The organism is Streptomyces xanthophaeus, from assembly GCF_030440515.1.
Taxonomy (GTDB): domain Bacteria; phylum Actinomycetota; class Actinomycetes; order Streptomycetales; family Streptomycetaceae; genus Streptomyces; species Streptomyces kutzneri.
Genome location: NZ_CP076543.1, coordinates 3,238,888 through 3,252,538, shown reverse-complemented (window position 1 = coordinate 3,252,538; position 13,651 = coordinate 3,238,888). Strand labels below are relative to the sequence as shown.

Here is a 13,651-nt window from a genome sequence, read left to right as displayed (position 1 = left end):
GACGACGGCGAGACGAGGGCGAGGCACATGGCGTTACAGGACTCCTCCCGGGAGCCCGTTCCCACCCGGTCCGGCGCGGCAGGGGCCGGGTGCTGCCCACCGGCCGTGCAGGCGTGAGCGCCGGGACGCGGGCGCCCGCGGATCCGGCCGGGCGCCGGGTCCTGTCGGCGGCGCTGTTCGCGAGCGCCCCGGCGGAGGTGCTCGATTTCCTGCTGCCGCTGTGGGCGGGGTCGACGCTGGGCGCCGGGGCCTCCGTGGTCGGCGCGCTGATCGCCTTCGAGGCGGTGCTGTCGCTGATCGTGCGCCCGCCGGCCGGGGAGCTGGCCGACCGCTTCGACCAGCGGCGGGTGGCCGCGGCCGGTGCGGGTCTGTACGCCCTGTCGTTCGCGGGGTACGCGCTCGCGGACTCGCTGGTGGTGGCCTTCGTCGCGGCGGGCCTGGGCGGCGCAGGCGGCGCCCTGTTCTGGGTCGCGCTGCGGGCCTGGACCGGGCAGCGGGCACAGGGCGGTGACGCCACCTCCGCGTACGGCAAGTTGCTGTCGGCGGAGGGTCAGGGCGCCTTCGTCGGCTACCTGGTGGCGTTCTCCCTGCTGGAACGCGGCGGCTACCCGCTGCTGTTCTGGCTGGGCAGCGCCGCCTGCGCGGTGGCCATGGCCTCGCTGCTGCGCGGACCCCGCCAGGAGCGGGCGGGCGCCGTGACCGGGCGCGGGGAGCGCCGGGGTGCGGCGGAGCGCAGGCTGCTGCCGCTGATGGTGGTGTCCGCGGTGACGGCCGCCGCCGAGGCGGGGCTGTGGATGCTCCTGCTGCTCCGGCTGCAGGCGGACCTCGGGCTGTCCCCGAACGAGATCGCGCTGGTCTTCACCCCCGGATTCGTGGTGTTCGTCCTGCTGCCCGCGCACGCGCACCACCTCACCGACCGGCTGGGCCGTACGCCGGCCATGGTCGCCTCGTTCGCGGCGAGCGCGCTGTTCGCCGCAGGGCTCGCGGTGTTCTCCACGCCGCCGGCCATCGCCGTCCTGTGGACCGTGGCCGCCGCCTGTTTCGCCGCGCAGATCCCGGTGGAGCAGGCGACCGTGGCTGCTGCCTCCGGGGGGCGGACCGGCCGGGCCATGGGCCTGTACGAGAGCGCCCGCCTGGCCGGTGTGGTGGTCGGCCCCCTGGTGATGGGCCTGCTCTACGAGGAGGCCGGCTGGGCGGCCGCCTGCTGGGCCGCCGCGGCCACCTCGGCCGTGGGGGCGCTCGTGGTGCCGTACGCGGTCCGCACCCTGGGCCTGGCGCAGGAGGGGAAGCAGCCCCGGAAGACCGGCACGGACACGAAGACGGACAAGGACACGGACACGGACACGGACACCGAGACGGAGACGGAGACGGACATGAGCGAGCGGGAAGCGGCGCGGCAGCCCTCGGCGGAGACCGGCCCCGGGCCGAAGGCCCACGCCCGCAAGGAGCGGCGGGAGTGGTACGTCCACACGGCCGCGTTCGCGCTGGGGCAGCTGGTCCTGTGGGCCCTGGACTCCAGCTGGCTCGTATGGCAGATCACGGACGGCGGCGTGCCCGGCGAACAGCGCGGACCGCTGGTCTGGGTCGGCCGGATCTGGCTGACGATCTGGGTGATCGACACCATCTGGTCCTGGTCGTACACCGTCTGGCCGCGGGAGAAGAAGCCGAAGTCGTCGTCGTAGTCCCGCCGTACGGCGTGTCGTGGGGCCGGAGGCGTCCGCAAGCCGGGTGCGCGGATGTCTTGCCCGCCGGGCTACCCGTTAGTAGCCTCCAGGGCGTCGAACGGGCTTGTGACACGTGGGGGGTGGGGCATCGTGCTGCGAAGACTCGTGGCCGGACTGGCTGCGATCGTGCTCGTCGTGGAAGCGGCGGTGCTCGTGCTCGTCCACATCGTGCTGGGCCGGACCACGGCGAACCAGTCGATGTCGATCGCGGGCAGCGATCCGGATGTCATGTCCAAGGCGACTTACGCCATGGGGGCGGGCATGGGCGCCTTCCTCGTCCTGTGCGCCGTGCTCGCCGCCGTCACCGCGCTCCGCGACCGCTCCCCGGGCCGCTTCGGCCGCGTCGTGCTCATCGGCGGCGCCGTCGTCCACGGGGTGCTCGGCATCCTCTGCGTCGTCCTGGTCACCTGGGCCGCCTTCGCGACGATGATGCTGATCCTGTGCCTCCTCGTCCTGACCCTGACGTCCTACGCCCCCCGGACGGGCGGGAGCGGCGGCGGCGAGGGCGATGCGGGCGGGGACACCCCACCCCTGCCGCCACCGCCGCCGTACGGGGAGCTCAAGCCCACAAGTCCGTGATGGACACGTCCAGTTCGCCCAGCAGGGAACGCAGCAGCGGCAGCGACAGTCCGATGACGTTGCCGTGATCCCCGTCGATGCCGTCGATGAACGGCGCCGACAGCCCGTCCAGGGTGAACGCCCCCGCCACGTGCAGGGGCTCCCCGCTCGCCACGTACGCCGCCACCTCCGCGTCCGTGGGCTCACCGAACCGGACCGTCGTCGACGCCGTGGCCGAGACCTGACGGCCGTCCGCCGTGTCGATCACGCAGTGCCCGGTGCGCAGCACGCCCGACCGTCCGCGCATCGACTTCCAGCGCGCGGTGGCCTCCTCGGCGTCCGCCGGCTTGCCCAGCGCCTCGCCGTCCAGCTCCAGCACCGAATCGCAGCCGATCACCAGGGCGCCCACGGCCTCGTCCAGCCCCGCCACGACGGCGGCCTTCGCCTCGGCCAGGGCCAGCGCCAGGGCGGCCGGCTCGTCGTGGTTCAGCGTGTCCTCGTCGAACCCGCTGACGATCACGTGCGGGGCGAGCCCGGCCTGCCGCAGCAGGTTCAGCCGGGCGGGGGAGGCGGAGGCGAGGACGAGCTTGCGCCCGGTCGTCGAGGGCTCAGGTGTCGCAGTCATGGAGGCCATCGTAGGCGCGGCCCGCACACCCCGGACAGCGTCTGCCCGCACCCCCCGGACAGCGTCTAGAAGTGGCCCACACCCAGGACGTACACCACCACGAGCATGGCGACGGCGAGCACCAGGGTCAGCCGCCGGATCATCGCCTGCGCGTCGCGCATGTCCTTGGGCGGCTCGTTCTTCGGGTCGGACCAGAGCATGCCTCGATCCTGGCCCGGGAACGGGTGTGGCGCCTGAGTACGGGTACTCAGGCGCCACCGTCCGTTCATATCAAGTCGGGCTACGCGGGCCAGTACGTACGGCCCCAGGCCCGCGGCCCCGGATGCGGAACCCGGCGCCGGGCCACCCGGGCCGGCGCCGACCACTCGTCCGCGACCGGCGGAGCGCCCGACGGAGCCATCGCCAGCACCGCCGCGCGCGCTTGGACCACCGCCAGTGCGGCGGCCAGCTCCTCCGGGGTCGGGTTGCCCTTGACGACCTTGATCACCACAGAGTCCTCCTGGAGGGGCTAGAGCGGGATGTTGCCGTGCTTCTTCGGGGGCAGGGACTCCCGCTTGGTACGCAGCTGCCGGAGCCCCTTCACCACGTGCGCCCGGGTCTCGGACGGCATGGTCACCGCGTCGATGTACCCGCGCTCGGCCGCCGTGTACGGGTTGAGCAGCGCGTCCTCGTACTCGGCGATGAGCCGCGCCCGGGTCTCCTCCACATTCTCCGCCTCCGCGATGGTGCGGCGGTGCAGGATGTTCACCGCGCCCTGCGCGCCCATGACGGCGATCTGCGCGGTCGGCCAGGCCAGGTTCAGGTCCGCGCCGAGGTGCTTGGAGCCCATCACGTCGTACGCGCCGCCGAAGGCCTTGCGGGTGATGACGGTGATCAGCGGAACGGTGGCCTCGGCGTACGCGTAGATGAGCTTCGCGCCGCGTCGGATGATTCCGTTGTACTCCTGGTCGGTGCCCGGAAGGAAGCCCGGGACGTCCACGAAGGTCAGCACCGGGATGTTGAAGGCGTCGCAGGTCCGCACGAACCGCGCCGCCTTCTCGGAGGCGTCGATGTCCAGGCAGCCGGCGAACTGCATCGGCTGGTTGGCGACGACACCCACCGGGTGGCCCTCGACACGGCCGAAGCCGGTCAGGATGTTCGGCGCGAAGAGCGCCTGCGTCTCCAGGAACTCCGCGTCGTCGAGCACGTGCTCGATCACGGTGTGCATGTCGTACGGCTGGTTGGCGCTGTCCGGGATCAGTACGTCGAGCTCGCGGTCGGCGTCGGAGACCTCGGTGTCCGCCTCCTCCGGGAAGGCGGGCGGCTCGGAGAGGTTGTTCGACGGCAGGTACGCGAGCAGTGACTTCACGTACTCGATGGCGTCCTTCTCGTCGCCCGCCATGTGGTGCGCGACGCCGGACGTGCTGTTGTGCGTGCGCGCCCCGCCCAGCTCCTCGAAGCCGACGTCCTCGCCGGTGACCGTCTTGATGACGTCCGGGCCGGTGATGAACATGTGCGAGGTCTGGTCGACCATGACCGTGAAGTCGGTGATGGCCGGGGAGTACACGGCGCCGCCCGCACAGGGCCCGACGACCAGGCTGATCTGCGGGATCACGCCGGACGCGTGGACGTTGCGGCGGAAGATCTCCCCGTACATGCCCAGCGCGCTGACGCCCTCCTGGATCCGGGCGCCGCCGGAGTCGTTGATGCCGACGAGCGGGCATCCGGTCTTCAGCGCGAAGTCCATGACCTTCATGATCTTCTGGCCGTAGGTCTCGCCGAGGGCCCCGCCGAAGACGGTGAAGTCCTGCGAGAACACGGCCACCGGGCGGCCGTCCACCGTGCCGTAGCCGGTGACGACGCCGTCGCCGTAAGGGCGGGTCTTCTCCAGCCCGAAGCTGGTGGAACGGTGGCGGGCGAACTCGTCGAGCTCGACGAAGGATCCTTCGTCCAGCAGCAGGGCAACCCGCTCACGCGCCGTCAGCTTGCCCTTGGCGTGCTGCTTCTCCACGGCACGCGCGGACCCGGCGTGGGTGGCTTCGTCGATGCGGCGCTGCAGATCCGCGATCTTGCCCGCGGTGGTGTGCATGTCGATCGGCTCTGACGGATGTGACATCGGGGTCGCGGCTCCCTGCGTGGTGTCAACTGCCTGGTCAATTGATTGACTACTGCTGGCTACTGGTGCGTAGCGTATCGGCGGGCATGGCGCTCGGCAGTGCGGCGTTTGACACACCTAATGTGGCTTGCATGACGCCATCAGATGCCTCAGCAGGTGCTTCCGCCGGTCGCTGGTCGAGCCTGGACCGGCCGCCCCTCAATGCCGCCGCCCTCCAGAGGGCCCTCGTCACCGGGGACGGGCTGTGGACCTCCGTGGAGGTCGTCGCCAGTACCGGGTCCACCAATACCGACCTTGCCACCCGGGCGGCGGAGCTGCCCGAGGGGGCGGTGCTCGTCGCCGAGGAGCAGAGTGCCGGCCGTGGGCGGCTGGACCGGAGCTGGGTCGCGCCCGCGCGGTCGGGGCTGTTCTTCTCCGTCCTGCTCAAGCCGGGCGACGCGGTGCCGCAGGAGCGGTGGGGGTGGCTGACCCTGCTGGCCGGCGTGGCCACCGCGACCGGGCTGTCCCGGGCGGCCGGCGTGGACACCGCCCTCAAGTGGCCCAACGACCTGCTGGTCAGTGTGGACGGCGAGGAGCGCAAGACCGGCGGGATCCTCGCCGAGCGGGTCGAGGACGGCGTGGTCCTCGGGATCGGGCTCAACGTCAGCCTGACCGAGGACGAGCTGCCCGTACCGGCCGCGGGGTCCCTCGCGCTGGCCAAGGCCTCCGTGACCGACCGTGACCCGCTGCTGCGGGCCGTCCTGCGGTCCCTGGAGGAGTGGTACGGGAACTGGCGCGCGGCCGGCGGCGACCCGGCGGCCAGCGGCCTCCAGGAGACCTACGCGGCGGGCTGCGCGACCCTCGGCCGGCACGTCCGCGCGGAACTGCCCGGCGGGCGGACCCTCACCGGAACGGCCGAAGCGGTGGACACCGATGGCCGCCTGGTGATCCGTACGGCCGAGGACCGGCACGAGACGGTGGGCGCGGGCGACGTCATCCACCTCCGTTCCGTGCACTGACAGGGGCGCGGGCGGCGGGTGCGGTGCCACCCCGGGGCCGCGGCCCCGGACCCCGCACCCAGGTCGCGGGCGGGCCGGAAGTGGGGAGGGGGAGTGAGCTACGGCACACCTGCCGTATGGTTTAGGCGATCCCGGTGCTCGTGGTGATCAACCGGTTCGCAGGGCAGTGCGCACGGAATGGACAGGAGGCGGCCCTTGACCGTCGACGACCCTACGTCCAGCGCGTCCGCCGGTGGCGGCTCCGCGTCCGGCCCGGGCACCCCGATCGGCCGTGACCAGCACACTCCGCACCACGAGGTCGATCACACGGCCCAGCCGACGGCGGATCCGCTGGCCATCCGGCTGGAGCAGCTGATCCTCGGTGCCGAGCGCCGGTACACGCCCTTCCAGGCCGCCCGGAGCGCCGGCGTGTCCATGGAGCTGGCCTCGCGCTTCTGGCGGGCCATGGGCTTCGCCGACATCGGGCAGGCCCGGGCGCTCACCGAGGCCGACGTGCTGGCCCTGCGCCGGCTGGCCGGCCTGGTGGAGGCCGGGCTGCTGTCCGAGCCGATGGCCGTGCAGGTGGCGCGGTCCACCGGGCAGACCACGGCCCGGCTGGCGGAGTGGCAGATCGACTCGTTCCTGGAGGGGCTGACGGAGCCGCCGGAGCCGGGCATGACCCGTACGGAGGTCACGTACCCCCTGGTGGAGCTGCTGCTGCCCGAGCTGGAGGAGTTCCTCGTCTATGTGTGGCGGCGGCAGCTGGCGGCCGCCACCGGGCGCGTGGTGCAGGTGGCCGACGACGACGAGATGGTCGACCGGCGGCTCGCGGTGGGCTTCGCCGACCTGGTGGGCTTCACGCGCCTGACGCGGCGGCTGGAGGAGGAGGAGCTCGGCGAGCTGGTCGAGTCCTTCGAGACGACCGCGGCGGACCTGGTGGCCGCGCACGGCGGCCGGCTGATCAAGACCCTCGGTGACGAGGTGCTGTACTGCGCCGACGACGCGGCGACGGCGGCGGAGATCGCGCTGCGGCTGATCGAGACGATGGAGCTCGACGCGCAGATGCCCGAGCTGCGGGTCGGGATCGCCTTCGGCACGGTCACCACCCGGATGGGCGATGTCTTCGGGACCACGGTGAACCTGGCCAGCCGGCTCACGTCCATAGCCCCCAAGGACGCGGTCCTGGTGGACGGGGCGATGGCCGAGGAGCTCTCCCGGACCGGGGCCGCCCCGGTGTCGGAGAAGGAGGCCGAGACGGCCCCCGACGAGGGCGCGTCCTACCGGTTCGCGCTGCAGCCGATGTGGCAGCGGCCGGTGCGCGGACTCGGCGTCGTGGAGCCCTGGTCGCTGACGCGCAGGAAGCCCAAGAACCCCGCCTGACGCGACTGCGGGCCCTGAGGCCGTGTCCGCACGGCCCCAGGCCGTGTCTTGCCGATCAGGCCGGGCTCGCCCGAGCGGACGGGCGGCCCCGTGCCTCCTGCCGACAGGCCGAGGCGCAGCCGTGCCCCGCAGCGGCGCAGCCTTGACCCGGTGGCCTCCCCGCGCACTAGAGTGCGGCGATAACGCTCGTTAACCGGGAGGGTCGCAGGCATGTCTGAGCAGCGCTTCGGAGAGTTCGTCGCGGTACGTCGGGAGGGCGACGGGCACGTCGCGGAGCTGGCGATGGACCGCCCCAAGGCGATGAACGCGGTGTCGACGGAGATGGCCCGGTCGATCGGCGCCGCCTGCGCGGCGCTCGCGGCGGACCCGTCGGTGCGGGTGGTGGTGCTGTCCTCCACCGCGGAGCGGGCCTTCTGTGTCGGCGCGGACCTCAAGGAGCGGAACTCCTTCTCGGACACCGAGCTGGTCCGGCAGCGGCCGACCACGCGGGGCGCGTACGGGGGCGTGCTGGCGCTGCCGATGCCCACGATCGCGGCGGTGCACGGGTTCGCGCTGGGCGGCGGCTTCGAGCTGGCCCTGGCCTGCGACGTGATCGTCGCCGACGGGACCGCGGTGGTGGGCCTGCCCGAGGTGTCGGTGGGCGTGATCCCCGGCGGCGGAGGTACGCAGCTGCTGCCGCGCCGGGTGGGTGCGGCGCGGGCCGCCGAGCTGATCTTCACGGCGCGACGGGTGGAGGCGGCCGAGGCGCTGTCGCTGGGGCTGGTGGACTCGCTGGTCCCGGCCGGCCAGGACACGGCGGAGGCGCTGGCGCTGGCGTCCCGGATGGCGGCGAACTCCCCGGTGGGTCTGCGGGCGGCCAAGCGGGCGCTGCGGCTGGGGCACGGGATGGACCTGGAGGCCGGTCTGGAGATCGAGGACGCGGCCTGGCGGACGGTGGCCTTCTCGGGCGACCGGGTGGAGGGCGTCGCGGCGTTCAACGAGAAGCGCAAGCCGAACTGGCCGGGGGAGTAGCCGCCCGGCGCCCCGGCGCCGCCGATCACCCTTGGTGATCTTGGCGGCACCGAAAGTCGCGCCAATTGTCTCCAAATCTGACAAAAGTCCCTAGCCTGGGGTGATGGGAGTTGACGGGCGGCTACGAGCCGTGGTGGGACTCGCTCAGGCGATGGCCGCGGCGTGCGCGCCGCGGGACAGTGTGCGGGCGGCCGCGCGGGGGGCGCGCGTGGCGCTCGACGGCTCGTTCGCCGCGATCTCCGCGTGGGAGCGCGAGCGGGGGCGCCTGCGGGTGCTCGTGAACGAGGGCGAGCGGCGGGCCGGCGAAGAGGAGTTCCCCGAGGACGAGTCCTACCCCGTGCACGACTTCCCCGAGATCACCGAGTTCCTGCACGAGCTCTGGGTGGGCGGCGGAGGTCCGCACGCCTGGGTCGAGAGCGCGGTCGGCGACCGGCCGGGGCGGCGCGGGGAGGCCCTGCGTCGCCGCGGCCGCGGGACCTGTGTGGTCGCGCCCATCGTGCTCAGCGGCCGCGCCTGGGGCGAGCTGTACGTCGCGCGGGACGAGGGGCTGCCCGACTTCGACGAGGACGACGCCGATTTCGCCACCGTGCTCGCCGCCGTGGTCGCGGCCGGTCTCGCGCAGAACGAGCGCCTGGAGGAGGCGCGCCGGCTCGCCTTCACCGACCCGCTGACCGGGCTCGCGAACCGGCGGGCGGTCGACATGCGGCTCGACGAGGCCCTGGAGGAGCACCGCCGGACCGGGGTGGTCGTCAGTCTCGTCGTCTGCGACCTGAACGGGCTGAAGAAGGTCAACGACACCCTCGGCCACGCCATGGGCGACCGGCTCCTGGAGCGGTTCGGGTCGGTCCTGAGCCTGTGCGGGGCGATGCTGCCCGGATCGCTGGTGGCGCGCCTGGGCGGCGACGAGTTCTGCCTGGTCGGGGTCGGTCCGACGGCGGACGAGATCGTGCGCGTCACCGAGGAGGTGTGCACCCGGGCGGCCGAGCTGGAGCTGGGCGAGGGGGTGGCCTGCGGCGTGGCCTCCACCGGGGACCCGATCGGGCTGGTGAAGTCCTCCCGGAGGCTGTTCCGGCTGGCGGACGCCGCCCAGTACAAGGCGAAGGCCGCTCGCTCGCCGAAGCCCGTCGTGGCGGGCCGGGACACCGCGGTGGTCCGGCTCGCGGACGCCGCCGCCGAGGAGGCTCCCGGGGAGCGGCGCCGCTTCCGCGGCCGTCAGTGACCGACCGCTCGCGCTACCGGCCCGTAAGGGGTCCAGCCGCGTCGCGATCGTGACAGATCCAGCTAGTGACATGAAGCGATTCAATCCGTAGGGTGCTGAATATGGATATGCACACTGTCGTGGTGGGGACGTCCGGGACCACCGCCGAGGACGTCATCGCCGTAGCCCGCGGCAACGCACGCGTCGAGCTCTCCGCGGAGGCGCTCGACGCACTCGCCCGGGCCCGCGAGATCGTCGACGCCCTCGCCGCCAAGCCCGAGCCCGTCTACGGCGTGTCCACCGGGTTCGGTGCGCTCGCCTCCCGGCACATCAGCCCCGAGCTGCGTGCCCAGCTCCAGCGCAACATCGTCCGCTCGCACGCCGCCGGCATGGGCCCGCGCGTCGAGCGGGAGGTCGTCCGCGCGCTGATGTTCCTCCGCCTCAAGACCGTCGCCTCCGGTCACACCGGCGTACGTCCCTCCGTCGCGCAGACCATGGCCGACGTGCTCAACGCCGGGATCACCCCCGTCGTCCACGAGTACGGCTCCCTGGGCTGCTCCGGCGACCTCGCGCCGCTGTCCCACTGCGCGCTCGCCCTCATGGGTGAGGGCGACGCCGAGGGCCCGGACGGCACCGTCCGCCCCGCCGGTGAACTGCTCGCCGAAGCCGGCATCGAGCCCGTCGTGCTCCGCGAGAAGGAGGGCCTCGCCCTCCTCAACGGCACCGACGGCATGCTCGGCATGCTGGTCATGGCCCTCGCCGACCTCGGCAAGCTCTACACCTCCGCCGACATCACCGCCGCCCTCACCCTGGAGGCGCTGCTCGGCACGGAGAAGGTGCTCCAGCCCGAGCTGCACGCCATCCGTCCGCACCCGGGCCAGGGTGCCTCCGCCGCGAACATGGCCGCCGTCCTGAAGGGCTCCGGGCTCGTCCGCCACTACCAGGAGGAGACCGCCCCGCGCGTGCAGGACGCCTACTCCGTGCGCTGCGCCCCGCAGGTCGCCGGCGCCGGCCGCGACACCATGGCGCACGCCGCCCTGGTGGCCTCCCGCGAGCTGGCCGCCGCCGTCGACAACCCGGTGGTGCTGCCCGACGGGCGCGTGGAGTCCAACGGCAACTTCCACGGGGCGCCGGTCGCCTACGTGCTGGACTTCCTCGCCATCGCGGCCGCCGACCTCGGTTCCATCGCCGAGCGCCGCACCGACCGGCTGCTCGACAAGAACCGCTCGCACGGCCTGCCGCCGTTCCTCGCGGACGACGCCGGCGTGGACTCCGGTCTGATGATCGCCCAGTACACGCAGGCCGCCCTGGTCAGCGAGATGAAGCGGCTCGCGGTGCCGGCCTCGGCCGACTCGATCCCCTCCTCCGCCATGCAGGAGGACCACGTCTCGATGGGCTGGTCGGCCGCGCGCAAGCTCCGCACCGCCGTCGACAACCTGACGCGGATCATCGCGATCGAGCTCTACGCGGCCACCCGCGCCATCGAGCTGCGCCACGGCCTGACCCCGGCCCCGGCCAGCCAGGCCGCGATCGCGGCCGCCCGCGCGGCGGGTGTGCAGGGTCCCGGGCCGGATCGTTTCCTCGCCCCGGACCTGGCCGCCGCCGACGAGTTCGTCCGTACGGGAGGCCTCCTGGCCGCGGTGGAGCCGGTGACGGGTCCGCTCGCCTGACGGCAGGCCGCGTACGCGACGAAGGGCCGCCCCGGGATCAGCTCCCGGGGCGGCCCTTCGCGTGTCTGCAGCGGGGGTCCGCAGCGCCGTGTCCGCAGCGCCGTGTCTACAGCGCGTGCGAGCGGCGGACCGAGAAGGCCACGAAGCCGGCCCCGACGCCGAGGAAGAGGGTGCCGCCCAGGAGGTAGGGGGTGGTGTCCACGGATCCGGTGTCGGCGAGCAGGAGCTGCGGGCGCGCGGCCGGACCGGAGGCCGTTCCCGTGACCGTCCCGGGGGCGTCGGAGTCGGTGGATCCGGGCGCGTCGGTGGCCGCCTGGGCGGCGTTCGCGCCCGCGGGCACGCCGGAACGGGTCTCCTCGGCACCGGCTGAGGTGGCGCCCGCCGAGGGTACGAACCACAGGGCGGCGAGGAGGGTGGTCGCTCCGAGAGCGGTGAGCAGCGGTCGGCGTGCGGACACGGTGCGATCCCCCTTGTGGCAGCAGCGAATTGGCCGTGTGCGGTGATGCTACGGAAAGGGGCGGGTCGTGGGAAAGTCGGGGCTTCCGCGGGCTTACTCTCCGTCGTATGAACGCTTCTGAGACATCACGTTACGTACGACTTCGGGTGGATTTGGTGCTGGAAGTGCCGGACGTCCAGGCACTCACCGGAGCCGCGCTCGCGCACATCAAGGCCGACGAGTTCATGCCGGACGAGGAGCGCGGCCACGCCGAGTCCGCCGTCCGCGAGGACGAGTCGGAGGCCCTCGCCTACCTCGTCGACCCCACTGACCTGGTCGCGGACATCCCCGGCGTGGAGCTCGCCCAGGCCTCCTGGAGCAGCGAGCCCGTCGAATACGACCCCGAGTCCATGGAGTGGGACCTGGACGAGGAAGATGGGGACTTCGACGAGGAACCCGACAACGCCTGACCGTGTGGTGGACCACATCCGAACGGAATGTGGAACCGGCCGGTGCCGTTAACGCGTTGTCAGGACCAGGCAGGGGGTCTGCCCCCTGCCCGGCCAACCCCGGGGACGGCCAGCCTCCGGGGTATCCGGCAACGATGGAGTGGCGTGTGAGGACGGACAGTATGCGGCGGAGAAGGTCCCTGGTGGCCATATCCGCCGTGCTCGGTGGGGTACTGATGCTCACGGCATGCGGCGGCGGAGACGACGCGAAGCCGAAGGGCTCCGAGGCCGGCAAGGCCCAGGCGGAGGCCGACGCGGCAGCCGCCAAGGACACCTCCAAGGCCAAAATAACCATCACGCCGAAGGACGGGGCCACGAACGTCGGCCTCAACGACGCCGCCAATGTGGCCGTCGCCGACGGCACCCTCACCCTGGTCGAGCTGAAGACCAGCGAGGGCACGGCCGTGGCCGGCAAGATCGCCGCCGACGGCAAGAGCTGGAAGCCGGACGCCGCGCTGAAGCGCTCCACGAAGTACGCCCTGGCGGCGACCGCCAAGGACGCGGACGGCAAGGAAGCGCACGAGAACGCCTCCTTCACCACCATCTCCCCGGAGAACAGCTTCGTTGGCTCGTTCATACCGGACGAGGGCCAGACGGTCGGCGTGGGCATGCCGGTCTCGATCACCTTCAACAAGCCGATCCAGGACAAGAAGGCCGTCCAGGCGGCCATCTCGGTCAGCTCCAGCAGCGGCCAGGAGGTCGTCGGTCACTGGTTCGGCACGCAGCGCCTGGACTTCCGCCCGGAGAACTACTGGCAGGCGAACTCCACCGTCACGATGAAGCTGGCGCTGGAGGGCGTCCAGGGCGCTCCCGGCGTCCAGGGCGTCCAGAACAAGACCGTCACCTTCAAGATCGGCCGCAGCCAGGTCTCCGAGGTCGACGTGAAGAGCAAGAAGATGACGGTCACCCGGGACGGCGCGGTCATCAAGACCATCCCGATCTCGGCGGGCTCCCCGGAGAACCCGACCTACAACGGTCAGATGGTGATCTCCGAGAAGTTCAAGGAGACCCGGATGGACGGCTCCACCGTCGGCTTCAAGGACAGTGAGGGCAAGGGCGAGTACGACATCAAGGACGTGCCGCACGCCATGCGGCTGTCCCAGTCCGGCACCTTCATCCACGGCAACTACTGGGGAGCCGACTCGGTCTTCGGCAGTGCGAACACCAGCCACGGCTGTGTCGGCCTGAACGACGCCAAGGGCGCGGGCGACCCGAACCAGCCCGCCGCGTGGTTCTTCGACAACTCGCTCATCGGCGACGTGGTCACCGTGAAGAATTCCCCGGACAAGACCATCAAGCCCGAGAACGGCCTCAACGGCTGGAACATGGGCTGGGCGGAGTGGAAGGCCGGATCGGCCGCCTGACCTCCCGACCGCACACCACGAACGGCGGGGATCCCTCACGGGGTCCCCGCCGTTCGGCGTGAAAACGGCCGGGTCCTCCCGCACGTGATCATCTAGGGTCCCCG

The 13,651-nt window shown here is 72.3% G+C and carries 14 protein-coding genes; 9 read left to right on the top strand and 5 right to left on the bottom strand.

Annotated features, from left to right (window positions below):
* Positions 1–113: 113 nt before the first annotated feature.
* Positions 114–1,682, top strand: coding sequence for an MFS transporter (locus KO717_RS13960; protein WP_301367025.1), 1,569 nt, complete (start codon positions 114–116; stop codon positions 1,680–1,682).
* A gap of 132 nt (positions 1,683–1,814) precedes the next feature.
* Complete coding sequence (locus KO717_RS13955) at positions 1,815–2,303, top strand: hypothetical protein (RefSeq protein ID WP_301367024.1); 489 nt, start codon at positions 1,815–1,817, stop codon at positions 2,301–2,303.
* Here KO717_RS13955 and KO717_RS13950 read toward each other — a convergent pair.
* The 4 genes from KO717_RS13950 to KO717_RS13935 form a co-directional block, all read right to left on the bottom strand.
* Positions 2,284–2,907, bottom strand: a complete 624-nt coding sequence (locus KO717_RS13950) for a Maf family protein (protein ID WP_301367023.1) — start codon at positions 2,905–2,907, stop codon at positions 2,284–2,286. The genes KO717_RS13955 and KO717_RS13950 overlap by 20 nt on opposite strands.
* 65 nt (positions 2,908–2,972) lie before the next feature.
* Complete coding sequence (gene mmpB / locus KO717_RS13945) at positions 2,973–3,107, bottom strand: morphogenic membrane protein MmpB (protein ID WP_301367022.1); 135 nt, start codon at positions 3,105–3,107, stop codon at positions 2,973–2,975.
* Between the two features lie 80 nt (positions 3,108–3,187).
* Complete coding sequence (locus tag KO717_RS13940) at positions 3,188–3,394, bottom strand: acyl-CoA carboxylase epsilon subunit (protein ID WP_301374521.1); 207 nt, start codon at positions 3,392–3,394, stop codon at positions 3,188–3,190.
* Positions 3,395–3,415: 21 nt separating this feature from the next.
* Positions 3,416–5,002, bottom strand: coding sequence for an acyl-CoA carboxylase subunit beta (locus KO717_RS13935; RefSeq protein WP_301367021.1), 1,587 nt, complete (start codon positions 5,000–5,002; stop codon positions 3,416–3,418).
* Between the two features lie 131 nt (positions 5,003–5,133).
* Here KO717_RS13935 and KO717_RS13930 point away from each other — a divergent pair, with 131 nt between their 5' ends.
* The 5 genes from KO717_RS13930 to hutH all read left to right on the top strand — a co-directional run bounded on the left by KO717_RS13930 (position 5,134) and on the right by hutH (position 11,238).
* Positions 5,134–6,000: a biotin--[acetyl-CoA-carboxylase] ligase gene (locus KO717_RS13930; protein WP_301367020.1), complete on the top strand. Its 867-nt coding sequence runs from the start codon at positions 5,134–5,136 to the stop codon at positions 5,998–6,000.
* A gap of 195 nt (positions 6,001–6,195) precedes the next feature.
* Entirely contained in the window at positions 6,196–7,359 is a 1,164-nt protein-coding gene (locus KO717_RS13925; RefSeq protein WP_301367019.1) for an adenylate/guanylate cyclase domain-containing protein, read from the top strand.
* A gap of 210 nt (positions 7,360–7,569) precedes the next feature.
* The gene (locus tag KO717_RS13920; protein ID WP_301367018.1) at positions 7,570–8,370 is read left to right on the top strand and encodes an enoyl-CoA hydratase/isomerase family protein; all 801 of its coding nucleotides are present in this window, start codon (positions 7,570–7,572) and stop codon (positions 8,368–8,370) included.
* 103 nt (positions 8,371–8,473) lie between these two features.
* A complete protein-coding gene (locus KO717_RS13915) occupies positions 8,474–9,589 on the top strand; it encodes a GGDEF domain-containing protein (protein WP_301367017.1) in 1,116 nt (371 codons plus the stop codon).
* Positions 9,590–9,696: 107 nt separating this feature from the next.
* A complete protein-coding gene (gene hutH, locus KO717_RS13910) occupies positions 9,697–11,238 on the top strand; it encodes a histidine ammonia-lyase (protein WP_301374519.1) in 1,542 nt (513 codons plus the stop codon).
* Positions 11,239–11,344: 106 nt separating this feature from the next.
* On the opposite strand, the gene KO717_RS13905 is transcribed toward hutH, so the two are convergent.
* The gene (locus KO717_RS13905) at positions 11,345–11,695 is read right to left on the bottom strand and encodes a hypothetical protein (RefSeq protein ID WP_301367016.1); all 351 of its coding nucleotides are present in this window, start codon (positions 11,693–11,695) and stop codon (positions 11,345–11,347) included.
* 107 nt (positions 11,696–11,802) lie between these two features.
* Between KO717_RS13905 and KO717_RS13900 the strand changes: the two genes are divergently transcribed.
* Positions 11,803–12,144 carry a hypothetical protein gene (locus tag KO717_RS13900; RefSeq protein ID WP_301367015.1) on the top strand — a complete coding sequence of 114 codons (342 nt, stop codon included), beginning with the start codon at positions 11,803–11,805 and terminating at the stop codon, positions 12,142–12,144.
* Between the two features lie 134 nt (positions 12,145–12,278).
* Entirely contained in the window at positions 12,279–13,547 is a 1,269-nt protein-coding gene (locus KO717_RS13895; protein ID WP_301367014.1) for a L,D-transpeptidase, read from the top strand.
* Positions 13,548–13,651 lie beyond the last annotated feature (104 nt).